General features: G+C 59.7%; 8 protein-coding genes and 1 pseudogene. 8 read left to right on the forward strand and 1 reads right to left on the reverse strand.

Annotated elements, in window-relative coordinates:
* The first annotated feature begins 32 nt into the window (after positions 1–32).
* From PLD_RS12575 to PLD_RS12600, 6 genes are all read left to right on the forward strand, one after another.
* The gene (locus PLD_RS12575) at positions 33–7,109 is read left to right on the forward strand and encodes a GNAT family N-acetyltransferase (protein ID WP_159893024.1); all 7,077 of its coding nucleotides are present in this window, start codon (positions 33–35) and stop codon (positions 7,107–7,109) included.
* A 499-nt stretch (positions 7,110–7,608) separates the two neighbouring features.
* On the forward strand, positions 7,609–8,055 hold the full coding sequence (locus tag PLD_RS12580; RefSeq protein WP_159893026.1) for an HIT family protein: 447 nt from the start codon (positions 7,609–7,611) through the stop codon (positions 8,053–8,055).
* Positions 8,056–8,397: 342 nt separating this feature from the next.
* The gene (locus PLD_RS12585; RefSeq protein ID WP_256674608.1) at positions 8,398–9,174 is read left to right on the forward strand and encodes a hypothetical protein; all 777 of its coding nucleotides are present in this window, start codon (positions 8,398–8,400) and stop codon (positions 9,172–9,174) included.
* Between the two features lie 38 nt (positions 9,175–9,212).
* Entirely contained in the window at positions 9,213–9,611 is a 399-nt protein-coding gene (locus PLD_RS12590) for an ester cyclase (RefSeq protein WP_159893028.1), read from the forward strand.
* 70 nt (positions 9,612–9,681) lie between these two features.
* Entirely contained in the window at positions 9,682–10,344 is a 663-nt protein-coding gene (locus PLD_RS12595) for an iron-containing redox enzyme family protein (protein ID WP_159893030.1), read from the forward strand.
* A gap of 137 nt (positions 10,345–10,481) precedes the next feature.
* Entirely contained in the window at positions 10,482–12,314 is a 1,833-nt protein-coding gene (locus PLD_RS12600) for a long-chain-acyl-CoA synthetase (protein ID WP_159893032.1), read from the forward strand.
* A gap of 75 nt (positions 12,315–12,389) precedes the next feature.
* Here PLD_RS12600 and PLD_RS12605 read toward each other — a convergent pair.
* Positions 12,390–13,053: pseudogene (locus PLD_RS12605) on the reverse strand (transposase); the annotation flags it as partial.
* A gap of 363 nt (positions 13,054–13,416) precedes the next feature.
* Between PLD_RS12605 and PLD_RS12610 the strand changes: the two are divergent.
* Both PLD_RS12610 and PLD_RS12615 read left to right on the forward strand, forming a co-directional pair.
* A complete protein-coding gene (locus PLD_RS12610; protein ID WP_159893034.1) occupies positions 13,417–14,667 on the forward strand; it encodes a TerD family protein in 1,251 nt (416 codons plus the stop codon).
* A gap of 422 nt (positions 14,668–15,089) precedes the next feature.
* On the forward strand, positions 15,090–16,022 hold the full coding sequence (locus tag PLD_RS12615) for an NAD-dependent epimerase/dehydratase family protein (RefSeq protein WP_159893036.1): 933 nt from the start codon (positions 15,090–15,092) through the stop codon (positions 16,020–16,022).
* Positions 16,023–16,087: the final 65 nt, after the last annotated feature.

The following is a 16,087-nucleotide window of genomic DNA, read 5'->3' on the forward strand; positions in this document are numbered from 1 at the left end:
GATCGACTGCACAATCAAATGGACGCCGTGTCATGGAAAAGACGTTGACCGCCAGGTTTACCGATCAGTTGCTGTTGCTATCCATCGTGCTGGGCCTGGAGCGCCGGCAACTGATCTCCCGCAGTGGCATCAACCAACCATTCGGGTTTGCCGCGTTGGCCGCCGCGGCGTCGATCAATGCCGGTCCGTTGCGGGTGGCCTTCGATAGCCTCAAGGCGTTTGGCTGGTTGAGCCAGGCGAGTGACGATGAGTATTTCTTCAAGGGGCAGGCTTCGGCGATCGACAGCGTGGCGCCACAGCTGGGAGAGCTGTTCGCCCTGTTGGCGCCTGGACGAGCGCCGGGCGCGGAGGACCTGCCGCACCTGTGGCGCTGGCTGGAACTGTCCGCGCTGGATTGGAACCTGCACTGCCCGGTGTTTATCCGCGGCCTGGATGAACTGCTGTCGCTGGTTTTGTTGCGTCGCTTGCAGTTGGACGGGGCGCTCGACACCGGCACCGGCCAGGTGGATATCCGGCGTCTTGACCACGCCCGGATCGATCCCGAGCGCGCTCGACAGCTGGGTGATTTTCTCCGGCGCCAACGGTGGGTTCGCCGTGAAGAACGGCAGTTGCAGCTCAACCCCGAGCGTGGGGCGCTGATCCGCGAGCGGCTGAGCGAGCCTTTCCTGGCGTATTACGCCAGCTTGCCGGTGATCCTCGATGACTTGCTGTTCGGCACGGGGCCGCAGTGGGCTGGGGCATTGCAGTGGTTGAAGGGGGCGGGTGAGCAGTTGGCCTGGCCGGGAGATCGTTGGTCGCTGCAACAGTTGCTGGGCAAGGTCTTCGATGCGCAGCCCTGGTCCACCCAACCGGACTGGATCGTCGAGTTCGGCAACCCTCTCGACGCTTCCCAGGAGGAACTGTGGCACTGGGTTGGACAACACACGGCCCGAGGCCAGGCGCTGGACAGCCGGCCCTTGCGAAGACTGAAGCTCGACGGCCCGCTGTCGGGCGACCCGGCACGGCTTCGCCAGCAACTGCGGGACGCGGGTGTCGGTGCCGGCGAGCGGGTGCTGTGGCTGGGGATCGGCCAGCAGAGTCGGCAAGCGCCGCTGGCTGCGCGGCGGTCGCTCGGGCAACGGCTAGCGCAGCGTTATTACCTGGGCAGCGACGGTTTGGCGGTGGAGGACGGCAGTGTTCTCGACAGCCTGCGGGGCTCGTTCCAGGCCCTGGCGGCGCTGATCGGCGATCAACCGGTTGTGCTCAGCGAATACCACGGCTGCCCCCAGGAAGCCCAGGTCGATCGCTTTGCTTGTTATTACCCGGTTGCCGCCGTCGATTACCTGATGGCACTGGCCGGCGCCGGCTTGTTTGCCGACCCGGGGATGCTGCACAAGCTGCCCCGGGACGGCATGGATTGTGAGGCCAGCAGCGGCTGCTACCAGGCCCGTGACTACTGTGTTCGCCAGGCGAGCCTTGATGACCTGCCGGCGTTGCTGGCCCTGGAGTGGGCCTGCTGGCCCGAGGGCGGGCGGGTCGATGAGTCGATCCTGCGTCGCCGCCTGGGGCAGAACCCCTGCGGGCAACTGGCGCTGGAGTTCAAGGGCGAGGTGGTGGGAGTGATCTATTCCCAGCGCATCACCCAGGTCGAGGGGCTGTTCGGGGTCAATTTCGCCACGGTCGATCAGTTGTTTAACGGCAACGGCAGCACGGTGCAGATCCAGAGCCTGAATATCCTGCCCGAGCATCAGTACAGCGGTTACGGCGATCAATTGCTGGAGTTCATGCTGCAGTACTGCACGCTGCTCAACGGCGTTGACACGGTGGTCGGCGTGACCCGTTGCAAGGACTATCCCAAGTACCGGCACATGCCCCAGGCCGACTACCTGCATTGCCGTGACGAGCGTGGCGTACTGCTGGACCCGGTGCTGCGTTTTCACGAACTGCACGGGGCGCGGATCGAGCAACTGGTGGCCGGGTACCGTCCTGCCGATGCCGACAATCGGGGGTACGGGGTGCTGGTGCGCTATGACCTGGCTTGTCGCCAGCGTCAGGAAATCCAGCGGGCTCCGGCGGCGCTTGAGTTGCCGGCGATCGCCATCGACGACGCGGTTCGCCAGGGCATCAACCGCTGCCTGGGGCAGGCGCTGGACAGTCGGCTGTCGCCACGGCACAGCCTGATGGAACTGGGCCTGGACTCGGCGGACCTGCTCGCGCTCAGTGAGCAGTTGGCGCTGACCTTAGGGGTTGCGCTGGAGTCGACCTTTTTCTTTCGCTACAACAGCTTCGAGATGATAGTCGCGGCGCTGCAAGAGCGCCTCGGAGGGCCGTTGCCCCCCGCCAGCGCCATGCAACCATCGCCTGCGCACGCTGACAGCGCGCCGCTCAAGCAGCCGTCCTCCCGGTCCGCCACTGATGCCGATGACTTTGCGGTCATCGGCATCAGTGGCTGTTTTCCCGGTGGGGAACTGGAGGCGTTCTGGGCCGCGCTTCGCAGTGGCGTCAGCCAGATACGCGAGGTGCCGGCGGGGCGTGCCATGGTGGGGCCGCCGGCGGGCTATATCGACGAGATCGAGTGTTTCGACCCTGGCTTTTTTGGCCTCTCGCCAGCGGAAGCGAGGTTGATGGACCCTCAGCAACGGTTGCTGCTGCAGCATGCCTGGTGGGCGCTCGACGACGCCGCGATGACTGCCGCGCAGTTTGCCCGTCGCCCCACCGGCGTGTTTATCGCTGCGGCGCCGAGCGAGTACCGCGAGATCGTTGAGATCCCCCGGGACAGTCCGTTTCTGCTGACCTCTTCTTCTCCTTGCATGTACGCCAACCGGATTTCCTATTTCCTCGATCTGCGCGGCCCGAGCGAATACTGCAACAGCGCCTGCTCGTCGGCATTGGTCGCGCTGCACCGGGCGATGCAGGCGATCAGGGCCGGTGAGTGCCGCCAGGCGTTGGTCGGCGCGGTCAACCTGCTGCTGTCGGCTGACGAAACCGCCAGCTACCGGCAGATGGGGTTTCTCAGCGAACAGGCGCAGGCCCGCTCATTCCAGGCCGGCGCCGATGGTTATGTGCGCGCTGAAGGGGTGGCAGTGCTGTTGCTCAAGCCCCTGGCCGAGGCGGTGCGCGACGGTGACCGGATCCACCTGAAGATCAAGGGCAGTGGCGTGGGTCATGGTGGAAGGGGGGCTGCGCTGACCGCGCCCGATCACGACGGCATGCAGGCGGCGATGGTTGCGGCCTACCGCAGCGCCGGGGTTGCGCCGGACAGCGTCAGCTACCTGGAGGCCCACGGGGTGGGCTCGGCGATTGGCGATGCCATTGAAATCGCTGCCATTCAAGCGGCCCGCAAGCAATTGAGCGCTGCCCACGGCGCCGAGGTTGCCTGGAACATCAGCAGCTTGAAACCACTGATCGGTCATTGCGAGCTGGCGTCCGGCATGGCGGCGCTGTTCAAGGTGATCGACGCCATCAGGCAGCGCCAGCTCCCGGGGATTGCAGGCTACGTGCAACCCAGCCCGCAGGTCGCCCAGCACTTGCAGCAACTGTGTCTGAGTCCGCAGAGCCGACCCTGGCCCGCGCTCAAGGACTGCAACGGGCTGGCATTACCGCGGCGGGCGAGTATCAACAGCTATGGCTTCGGCGGCGTCAACGCCCATCTGGTCGTCGAGGAATACCAAGCGCCCCAGTGCGCGCGACCGGGCGATAGTGGGCCTCAATTGCTGTTGTTGTCGGCGCGCGATGCCGATCGACTCAAGGAGCAGGCCGCGCGCTTGAGCCGGTTTATCAGCCAACACCCGGATCTCTGCCTGGCTGACGTCGCCTACACCCTGCAAGCAGGACGTACGGCGATGGCGTGCCGCTGGGCTTGCGTGGCGGACAGCCTCGCCTCGCTGCAACAGCAGCTTGGCCAGCTCGCCCGGGAACGGCCGGATGCCAGCGTGATGCTTGACGAGCAAGCGCTGCTGATCGATCCACGGCAAGGCGAAATGGCCGAGGACGTCGCTCGAGCATTGCAGGGCGGCGACTTACCGGCGTTGGCCGGTTACTGGCGTCAGGGCGTGGCGTTGGACTGGCGGCAACTGCCGCGTGGCGCTGAAGCCCGGCGCATAGCCCTGCCGGGGTATGCCTTTGCCCGGGAGCGCCACTGGCTGGCGCCACGTCGGGTGGAGGCTGCGCGCCGGCTCGACGCGGACCAGGCGCCGCCAGCCAACAGCTTGCGCTCGATCCTTGGCGAACTGTTGGGATGTGCCCCGCAGGCGCTGCTGGGCTGCGAGTCGCGAAGCCTGGCCAGCCTGGGCCTCAGCTCGCTGGGGGCGGTGGGGCTCAAGGCCCGCCTGGAGCAGCAGCTGCACCTGTCGGTATCGCTGGCCCAGCTCAGTCCCTACCTCAGCCTTGGCGATGTGGAGCGCGGTCTGGCGACGCTGCAGGGGCAGGGCGCTGATCAGGCCGTGCCGGTATTGCTCGTGGCCCCCGACGCTTGGCGGGAGCCTTTTGCCTTGAATGATATCCAGCAGTCGTTTTGGTCCGGGCGCACGCTGCTGGCCGCGGCGCAGCGGGTGGGGTGCCATATCTATCTGGAGTTCGACTGGCCGGACCTGGACATCTATCGGCTCAACCAGGCCTGGAATCGACTGCTGGCCCGCCATGACGTACTACGGATCAGATTGCGAGATGACGGTCGGCAACAGGTCGGCGAGCCGACGCCCTATCGCTTCAAGATTCGGGACCTGAGACGCGCCGAGCCGGCCGAGCGTGAGCGGTCGCTGAGCGTCCTTCGTGGGTCGATGTCCCACAAGGTCTATCTGGCCGGACAGGCAGCGTTTTTCGAGATATCGGTGTCGCTGCTCGATCCTCAATACAGCCGGGTCCACCTGAGCATCGACGAGTTGCTTGTCGACGCCACCTCTGTGGAGTTGCTGTTACAGCAATGGCTGATGGTCTACCGCGAGCCGGCCGCCGAGTTGCCGGACCAGGGCCTGTCGTTCCGCGACTATCAGTTGTCGCTGGATGCCTTTAGATCGTCGCCGCGCTACCAGCGCGATTTGCAGTACTGGGTCGACAAGCTGGCGCAGGCACCGGCCGGTTTGTGCTTGCCCAAGGCGCTGCGCCCCGCCGGTCGCGAGCGTCGACGGCTGACGTCGACCCTGGAACAGGGCCGCTGGCGGCGATTGAAAGAACAGGGCGACGCACTACAGGTTTCAGGTACTGCGTTGCTGCTGACCCTGTTCGGCCTGGTTCTCAGGCCGGCCAATGCCGACAAGGCATTTTCGTTGATCTGCACCCTCTATGGCCGGTCCCCTGTGCACCCCGCAGTCGATCGGTTGATCGGGCCGCTGATCTCCACCCAGTGTTTTGCTTTTGACTGCGCGCCGGACGAAACCCTGGCTGAATTGGCGCAGCGGGTGCAGCGCCAGTTGCTGGAGGATCTGGATCATTCGAGCGCCAGCGCTGTCAGCGCACTGCGGGAAATCCGTCGTCGTGGCGACCCGTCACTGGCGGCAGGCAGCGGCGAGGTGGTGTTCACCTCGATGCTCAACAACCCGGCGATCGAGGCTGCACAGAGCTTTGGCGATGCCCGGCATTACTGCGTCACCCAGACGCCGCAGATCAACCTCGATCACCAGCTGCGTGAGTGTGGCGGCGCACTGAGTTTCAGTTGGGACGTGGCCATCGATTGCTACCCCGATGGGATGATCGATCAGCTGTTTTGCGCTTATTGCCAGTTGCTGGTCATGTTGGCGGATGCTGACGGCTGGGCCCTGAAAGCCGCCGGCTTGGTTGAGAGGCCGCCACTGGCCGAACAGTCGTTGGCCGTTGCTGATCCAGGCCATTCGGCGCCTTTTAAACTGGCGCCCGGCGCGACGCCGACAATGCCCTTTGCGTTGACCGATCAGCAGCAGGCCTATGCCTTCAGCCGAACGCTGCGCAAGGGGCAGGGCAGTTCACATCTCTATCTGGCCGTCGCCATGGAACGCCTGGATATTCCTCGGCTGGAACAGGCCTGGCAGCAGTTGGTGGCGCACCATCCGATGTTGAGGGCGCGGGTTCTGCCCAATGGCACCCAGCAGATCATGGCGGCAGCGCCATGGGTTCCACTGCAAGCAGACGGGCAGAACCTCGATGGCGTGCAGATCGCCGAACAGATGCTTGGCCGAGTGACTGCGCTGGGTGAATGGCCCTATGTCGAACTCCGAGTCAGCACGCTGGATGAACGACGCAGCCTGGTGCATCTCGTGGTGGACCTGCTGCTGGTCGACCTCCCCAGTCGAGATCTATTGATCCATCAATTGCTGGCTATCTACCACGGTCGACCACCGGCGCCGTTGAGCATCAATGTTGCGGATTACAGGGCGGCTCTCGGGCAGTACAACCGTTCGCCGGCCGCGCAAAGCGCCACGCGCTATTGGCAGGAAAAATTCCGCATGCTGCCGCAAGGACCGCAGGTGGACCTCGACCGGGACGCCGATGGCGATTATCGGGAATACGAGTACTGCCTTGATTGTTGGCCAGCATTACGCGAACGCCTCGAACAGGCAGGCCTCTCGGCCGACGCGTTACTGATTGCTGTGTACGCCTGGAGCCTGGCCAGACACGGCACCAAACAAGCCTTTACCCTGGTCGCCCCAGGTTGGAAAAGGCTCGCGGTACACCCGGATATCGAGCTGTTGGTTGGCGACTTCACGACCTTGAGCTGGGTCGATTTCGACGATCAACCCATGACCTTGCTAGAGCGAGCCCTGCGTTGTGAACGGATCTTTAGCCTGGATCAACTACACGGCACCGTCAGCGGCCTACAAGCCCTGCGCAAAGTGGCCACGGATAAACAAAGACCGCGCAAACTTGATTTTTCGGTGGTGTTTACCCGACTCAACCCACAAGGTCCACTGGATCTCCCCGAGGGCGTAACGCTGATTAAAAGTTCGAGTCGCACCCATGGCGTAGCGCTGGATAATCTAAGTATCGAGCAGCAAGACGGTTTGTTGATTCACTGGGACCTCGCGCCGGGCGGCTTGGCTCCGGCACGGGTTGAAGCGATGTTTGCCGACTACTGTTGCTTACTGGAAATGTTGGCTGCCGACGAACAAGCCTGGGGGCTGCGGGAGGACTCGTTGGAGTCGGGCTTGTTGCGCGGGTGAATTGGCCGGTGCCACGGCTCAGTGGCAGATGTTGGCAAACGGCGGCGCTTGTCCGCTGTCCGTTCGGGTTCTGGAGATCGCGCGGTACTGGCTGAATCAGGTTGTCCACGCGTCACCTCGGTTGTCTGTGTATCGACATGACCTGGGCAAACACATCAGCGAGAACACTCCCGCCCCGGGTGGGGTACGCCGATCAACTCATGGCGCATGGCATGAGGCGGCTTGATCTGAGATCTGGTCATGGCTTGTAAGGCTTTAAGGGCAGATACAAAAAATAACGTAAGGAAAGCTCATTGAAATCAATCCATTAGATGGCTTCCTGGGAGGCAGATACAAAACATTTCAAAACTCCCGTGTACAGGTGTGGAACGCCGAGCGTAATTTCACCCTCAAGCTGTGCGGTCAACGCTGTTGGGTCTGCAATGGAATTCAGCCTGTAGCATCCCGGATTTTCAAGCCTCCACCGGGTTTGCACCTACAACAATAGAGGGAGCTATTCGTGAACTGCATTTTCTGTGCGATCGCCAAGAAAGAATCACCGGCTGCCGTTGTCTACGAAGACGAGCAATGCCTAGCCTTTCTCTCCATCCAGCCGATTACTCCTGGCCATGTCCTGGTCATTCCCAAGGCCCACGCAAGCGGCCTGGGCGATATCCCTCCTCAAACCTGTGGCCACATGATGCGTGTGGGTCAACGGGTGGCGGCCGCCCTGCGTGAAAGCGGCTTGAGCCTCGATGAACAACCCTGCGAAGGGATCAACCTGCTGCTGTGCGATGGCGCTGTGGCCGGGCAAACCGTGGGCCACGCCCATCTGCATGTGCTGGCCCGCTTTGTCGGTGACGGTTTCAGCCTGGGACATGCGGACCTTCCACTCGCTACGCCCCACGTGTTGGGCGCGCGCGCAGAGCAGATCCGTCGAGCCTTGAACTCGCTACCACCGGTTTAACTGTAAGTCGCTTTAGGCCTTGTACGAAAAGCCTTGATACTCGGTGATACTGCGTTGAAAACGGTCTCGGAATGCTCATTTACAATCCGTAAAGTCGAACGCGACCCTGGCCGTTCCTCGCCCGTTTTCGCCTTGCCTGACCTTCGTCTCAAACAGTTCGTACAGAGCCTAGTTTAAAGGGCCGCCCGCAATAAAAGGGTGAGTGTCTTGCTGTGCGCGGTCAGTCAACCATCAACCTGTAGATATCTACACAAGGAGGCGAAGTCATGTTTGTACTGTAGGAACTTAAGTTGTGCGCTGGGCTGAGCTAAATACTACATATGACAATAAGAAGGGGGTCTCATGCCGTCACTCGCAAGTAACAAGTCTGCCTTGCCTTCGGCAAGTATGCAGTTGGTGAAAGATGATCCAGCCGGTTCGGCAATCTACAGTTTCTATGATTCAGTGCTTCAAGACTTGTGTCAGTCTGACAAGGTTAAAGTTAGGCAGGTGGTTACTCCTGCACAGTTTGCCGAACTGTCCCGAGCCCGCAGCCGTTTGTACGGACAACGAAAGATTTACTACAGAACATTGTTTGGCAACTCGGTCGACGAAAGCGTATGCCTGGATGAGTACGATCCGCGTTCTTACGTATTTGCCTTTTATTATGACGGTGAAATTATCGGCACCCAGCGTATTACGCCTTTTCCTCATGAGTCGGGGGAGTACATCAGCCATGAAAAACTGCTGCAGTTCTCCGGGCCCAATTACGAGAATGAGTGCGTTGAGCTCTCGCGACTGATTGTCGACAAGCATTCCCCGGTCAAGAACGTGGTTAACGGATTGGCCATGACGGGTGCCTCGCTGGTTGCCCTGAAAGGCGGCTACAAAACCTTCATCACCTACGTAAAACCACGACTAGCACCGAAGTTCGACAGCTTTGTCTTTGATCAGGAGGGTATTTTCTTCCAAATCAAGGCTCGCGGCGATCATTACTACGCCCTGTACAAAGGCGAACTGTTGCCGTCGGTCACGCCCTTCTTTGGCCTGCAAAGCTGCCCCACGGACCTGAAGGACGTCGACGACTTGATTCGCTACACCTTGGCCGCCCGTGCTGCCAGGCAGTTGCTGGCGGTATGAGCATCCCAAAATAACGACAACACTGAGGTTGATCCAAGATGGAAGCCAGGAACAAAGAAGTGGTCATCGAATTTTATGAGCGCATGTTTGGTCAGCGTGAACTGGAGGTCGCCGATACATTGATTGCTGAGGATTATGTACAGCACAACAACGTATTTATTCCACCGCGCCGCGAAGGCTTCAAGACCTACTTCACCCAGTTTTTCAAGACATTCCCAGAGTCGGGTACCAGTATTGAGCGAGTGTGTGCCGAAGGCGATTATGTCTTCCTGTATGCCAAACATTGGGCGAAGCACAAGTTTTTCACGGTGAATTACAAAGTGATCGATATCTATCGTGTGGAAAACGGAGTGCTGATGGAACACTGGGACACTATCGAAGGTTTGGGGTTCTTCTCCAAATTCATCTACATCATAAAGTCCGTGTTGCGCCTGTAAGCCGATGCTGGCTTGAAACTATAAAAAACCGTCATAAACGATGTATCAACCCGCCAAGGAAGAGAGTGAAATGACTGAAGTAACCGAGTTTCGCAAAGAGCTGAAAGCCGTCTGTGATGCCGAATGGGAAAAGATCAAGGTCGGTCGTTTTTTTCAGATGATGAAGCGCCCCGAGTTGCAGCGTGATCTCTACATCAAATCGATTGTCCAGGTGTATCACTACACCAAGAACAACGCGATCAACCAGGCGGTGGCGTGCTGGAACCAGGACCACAAAAAGGTCGGCTTGCTGCGTTTCGCGATGAAGCATGCGCTGGAAGAGCTGGGCCATGAAAACATGGCGTACAACGACCTGATCGCCATTGGCGTCGACGAGTCCGAGTTCGAAAAACCGATGCTGCCGGCCACCGAGGCGTTCTACGGTTACCTGGATTTCGTCTCTGTGTGCCGCGGCATCATTCCACGGCTGGGCTACAGTTTCTGGGCCGAGGACTGCTACGAGCACCTTGAGCCATTGATGGACGTATGCAAAAACCAACTCAAGCTGACCGATAAAGAACTGACCTTCTTTGTCGCCCACGCGATCATTGACGAGAAGCACTCCGAGCAAGTCAACGCCGCCATCGATCGCTGGGTCGTTACCGACGAAGAAAAAGAGTCGGTCAAACAAGTCGCGCGCACCACGGTTTACTTGATGGGCAAGATCCTTGAGTCGGTCGCCGACGAGTTCTAAGCCCTGGCAACACGCGCCCTCGCGCACTCCGTTGCGTGAGGGCTTTTTACATGGCGTGCACAACGACATAAACGATCGGCCGGTCATGGCGTTTGTCGAACCGCCTGGCTGTCACGGTCAATCCACTAGGAGGTGCCATGAGTAGCAATAGCGACATGATTACCTGGGGCATGATGCTGCGCAAAATCCCTTCGATCACCCGGGCCATTCCTCGGCTCGTCAGGGGAGTCAAAGCTTCCAAGCTCAAGGTTGATCAGCCCTGTGGCCTGGGTTGGGCCTTCGAACAGGCGGTTGCGCGCAACCCTCAAGGACCAGCGCTGCTCTACAAGGACAATCGTTTCAGTTATGAGCAGGTCAATCAGTGGGCCAATCGTTTCGCCCATTACTTACTTGCCCGTGGCCTGAAAAAGGGCGACGTGGTCGGCATCTTTATTGAAAATCGCCCGGAGTTGCTGGTCAGCGTGCTGGCCGTCAGCAAGATTGGCGGGATCTGCGCCATGCTCAACACCTCGCAGACCAACAACGTCCTGATCCACAGCTTGAACCTGGTCAAACCCTCGGCAATTATCGTCGGCGAAGAACTGGTGCCCTCCTTTGACGCGGTGCGCAACGACGTCGCCATCGATGAGCTGAGCACGTTCTTCCTGGCTGACACCGATACCACTCGCGAGGCGGGCATCGCGCCCGAGGGTTACGTCAACCTGACCCGCGTCAGCGAAGAGCATTCCACCGCCAACCCGGCGACCACCCAACAGGTCTATTTCGACGACGCTTGCTTCTACATTTACACCTCCGGCACCACCGGTTTGCCCAAGGCAGGGGTGTTCAAGCACGGGCGCTGGATGAAAGCCTACGGTAGCTTCGGCATGATCGCCCTGGACATGCGCCCCGATGACATCGTCTATTGCACGTTACCGCTCTATCACGGCACCGGGCTGTGCGTGAGCTGGGGCTCGGCATTGGCTGGCGCCTCGGGTTTCGCCATCCGCCGCAAATTCAGCGCCAGTCAGTTCTGGGATGACGCGCGCAAATTCAAGGCCACCACCATTTGCTACGTCGGTGAGTTGTGTCGCTACCTGATCGACCAGCCTCCCGCCAGCAACGATGGCGACAACCCGGTGGTGAAAATGATTGGCAACGGCCTGCGCCCGGGCGTGTGGATCGACTTCAAGACGCGCTTCAACATCGACCGGGTCTGTGAGTTGTATGCCGCCAGTGACGGCAACATCGGCTTTACCAACATCCTCAACTTCGACAACACCATCGGCTTTGCTCTCAACGCCTGGTCGTTGGTGGAGTACGAACACGACACCGGCGAGCCGCGGCGCGGCGCCAATGGTTTCATGCAGAAAGTCGGCAAGGGCGGCCAAGGCTTGTTGCTGGCCAAGATCGACGACAGCGCCCCGTTCGACGGTTACACCGATCCGGAGAAGAACAAAAAAGTGGTGCTGTGCGACGTTTTTGAAAAGGGCGATCGTTACTTCAACAGCGGCGACCTGATTCGCGATATCGGCTTTGGCCACGCCCAATTCGTCGACCGCCTGGGGGACACTTACCGCTGGAAAGGCGAAAACGTTTCCACCACCGAAGTCGAAAACATCATGGTGCAACACCCCCACATCGCCGAAGCCGTGGCCTACGGTGTGGAAATCAAGAACACCAACGGTCGCGCCGGGATGGCTGCCATCACCCCTTCGGCCCCGCTGGAACAACTGGACTTTTGCGACCTGCTGCGCTTTGTCAAAAGCCAGATGCCTCACTACGCGGTGCCGATGTTCCTGCGCATCAAGACCTGCATGGAGACCACCGGCACGTTCAAATACCAGAAGACCAAGCTAAAGACCGAAGCCTTCGACCCCAGCCAAACCGGCGAAGACCCGGTCTACGCCTGGCTACCGGGTACCGAAACCTACGTGCGCGTGACTGAACAGGTGCTGCAGGACATTCATGGCGGCAAGTTTCGCTACTGAAGGGCAACTGCGCACGAGTTAAACCACAAGGCTCGCGCGAGTGCGTAAGGCTGCTTACTTGAGCGGAGCAGCCTTACGCTCCACCGGCATCGACGTCATCAACGCTTGGCAACTACGGTTGTCTTGCTGCTTGGCCTCAAGCTTCGCCAGTGCCGCCTTGATCGCCCTGTGCTTTATCAGCGGCATCCAGGTCAGCCAGGTATTGTCCGCTTATCCAGCGTCTCCTCCTGACGCTTGAGCTGATTCAAATTCAGGTGGCGTCGCGAGGAAGCGACTGCCTGAAACTTACTGCCGTCGATCGCAACCAGATCACCCGCAATCAAGCCGACGGATCGGCAGAACTGCACAAAAGCTCGGCACGTCGTAACGAAAGCTACTTTGTTGTTCTTGCGAAAGTCGGCGATGGTCTTGAAGTCGGGTTTAAGCCGGTTGATCAACCACATCACTTCGATGTTGCGCTGGCACTCAGCTTCCAGGCGCCGCCACGAGCGAATGCGCTGAAAATAGCCATAGCCCTAGCCATAGCCACAGAGATAGAGATAGAGCTGATCGGGGGGGGGGCGTAAGCAGGGCGCCCAGTGGCCTTGGGCTGAGCGTTCTCAAAACCGAGCTGGCCCAGATCGAGCTTGGCGACATACAGGTCGATGACCCGTACGAGGTGATCTTCAGGGATCAGCTCCTCCAGCGAGCCTGGGAACAGGCTGGTCTGGCTACGGGACTCTCCTTGTATGTAGGCCATAACGAAAAATGCTCCGTATCTTTCGATACGGAGCATTCTCTATAAAGGGCCGGACAGATTGCTAGGTTTTCACACAGTCTGTTCGGGGCCTTTTTTCGTTTCAGCAGGTTTACTCAAATCCAGCGTCTGGCTTTTTCGTTACGGCGGGATGGGCAAGCGGCGCCTTTGCTTGGGTGGCCGCGAGGCGTGTGGAGACCGATCCGGCGAATTCGCTCTTGAGGACGCAGGCGGTTGGCTTCTACCTTTGCTTGCTGCCGTTATACTCCGTTTGGAAATTCGCCCCTGAATGGGCGAATTTGGATCTCGTTTCATGCCATCCAGACGTAAATCGTCTGTACATCATCCAAGGAATAGGCACCCGAATTGAATCAGTCCCTCAAACCCGGCGAGAACACGACCCTCAACCAATCTCAAGGTCAGGTTCTGGTCACGCATTCCGTGGGGGTAAACCTCGATGTGAACCTGACAGCCTTCCTCGTTTCGGACACTGGCAAAGTGCTCGATGACAGCGGGATGGTTTTCTTCAATGCGCCCGAGCATGTGTCCGGCGCCGCGGCATTCTCCCCCCCGATCAGCCAGGGCGGCTCGGTTAGTCATAGCATCAGCTTTGACCTGAGTCGTCTGGCGCCTTCAATCTCGAGGATCGCCATTACCCTGACCCAAGATGGCAGCGCTGGAGGTTTCGCAGACGTGCCCAACCTCAGCGCCCGGGTCATTGCTGGCGGCCAGACGCTGGAACTTGCGCCCGGCGCCTTTGATCGGGAGACGGGCATCATCGTGCTCGAACTCTACGTTCGAAACGGTCAGGCGAAAGCGCGATCGGTGTGGCAGGGTTTCGCCTCGGGTCTGGCCGGACTCTGTGGTCTGTACGGCGTGGAGGTCGAGGATGAACCCGCGGCTGCTCCTGCCCCGGTCGCGCCCCCTGCGAAGCCGGTCAATATCACCAAGTCGGTGATCACCCTGGACAAGCCGGGAAGCCTGCATAAGGTCTCCCTGGAAAAAGGTGCGGCCGCGCCAAAGCTCATCAAGGTCAGCGCCACGTGGGTGGATAACGGCGATGATCAGGACAACGACGACCTTGATCTGCGTATCGGCATTCTTCGCCCTGACGGTCGTATGTCGATCATTCAAGCGCCTGACAAGCGAGGCGCCTTCGAGGCCGATCCCTTTGTTTTCCATACTGGCGATGTTGTGAGTGCAAGCGCTTCAGCGCCCGGGATCGAAACCGTTGAGATCAATCCGGCCATCTCCCATCGCCTGGGTGGCAAAGTCGCGCTGGTCTGCAGCGTTTACTCCGCCGTTGGCAATGGGGCGGTGTCGGTGGCGTCCCTCAAGCCCAGAATGCGCATGGAGTACGGGGATCAGGTCGTAGAGTGTGCCTTCGAATTCAAGGGAGGATTTTTCAGTAGCCTGATTTACACCTACGTCTTGGGAACCATCGAGATCGATGGTGATGAGATCTGCATCAGCCCCAGTGGCGTGACCTCCAAAACCGGATCGGAAGCTACGCCTTGGCTCACTCGCAAAGGAGACAAGGTCGAGTTGACGATGGACGGCCCTCACGTCTTCAAAGGCCACCCGCTTGAGCGTAAAGGGAACAAGCAGTACGTGTGACGGCATGACCCCGCGCTCGGGTGAGCGGGTACAGGGATTCACGACTGGCGCTTGCAATGCGACGGGTCGCGGCTCCCTGTGCCAACCGCTCTGCGCTTCGATCCAGTCGGATCACCTGCATGCTTTTAATTGCTGGTCAATATATTGACGACAATTACGCGAAACCCTAAAAAAATAAAACAATCGACATATATTTGACGATTCCTGTTTTATATCTCACTATCTCGCCGCTGAATGCCTGATTCTATTGGTGTTTTTTTGACGCCAGCGTTCTGAGGTCTCTCCAAAAAAAGCCACATAGCCTTTCAAAGAGAGTCAGTCACCAGGGAAATGACAGCCGTAGGGGCTAATAGCCATGGCTTATTCCATGGGTGTGCTAGCTTCAGACGACGGAGCTGAACTACTTTTCTTTGGGATGATTTATGTCTTCCGGACGGATACTGGTAACAGGGGGCGCCGGCTTCATTGGCTCTCACCTGGTGGATGCGCTGTTGGCCAAAGGCTATGCCGTTCATGTTCTGGATGATCTCTCTACCGGCAAGGTGAGCAACCTGCCGATGGATCATGTCGCGCTGAAGCTGGTGGTCGGGGATGTCGCCGATGCCGCAGCCCTGGCGCACGCCATGCAAGGTTGCGAAGCGGTGGTGCATCTGGCCGCTGTCGCCTCGGTGCAGGCCTCGGTCGAAGACCCGGTACGTACCCATCAGAGCAACTTCATCGGCACCCTGCGAGTGTGTGAGGCGATGATCGCTGCGGGTATCGGGCGTGTGGTGTTTGCCTCCAGTGCCGCGGTCTATGGCAACAACGGGGAGGGCTCGCCGATTGATGAAGAGACGCCCAAAGCCCCGTTGACCCCCTACGCGGCGGACAAACTCGCCAGCGAGTACTACCTGGATTTCTACCGGCGCCAGCACGGGCTGGAACCGGTGATCCTGCGCTTCTTCAATATCTTTGGGCCTCGCCAGGATCCTTCTTCGCCGTATTCCGGGGTGATCAGCATTTTCAGCGAACGGGCGAAAACCGAGCGGCCCATCACCCTGTTTGGCGATGGCGGGCAAACCCGTGATTTCGTCTATGTCGAGGATCTGGTGAAGATCCTGGTCCAGGGTCTTGAGCGCCCCGAGCCGACGGCCGATGCCACCAATGTTGGCCTCGGTGGCGTGACCACTCTCAATGACCTGATTGCCGCCCTGGAGCAGATCAGTGGCAAACCCTTGAACGTCAGTCATGGCGCCGCCCGTTCGGGCGATATCAGGCACTCCAAGGCCGCCAATCAGCGTCTGCGCGAACGCTTCGACCTGGGAACGCCCACCAGCCTGACAGAGGGTTTGGCTCGGCTTTATCGCAGCCTATAGCGTCATTGCCTTGCCGGTTCCAGGGCTGGACGTTCGAGCGTGTGAGGGTGCGCACATTGATCTAA

The sequence above is a fragment of the Pseudomonas sp. LD120 genome (genome assembly GCF_009861525.1).
GTDB lineage: Bacteria > Pseudomonadota > Gammaproteobacteria > Pseudomonadales > Pseudomonadaceae > Aquipseudomonas.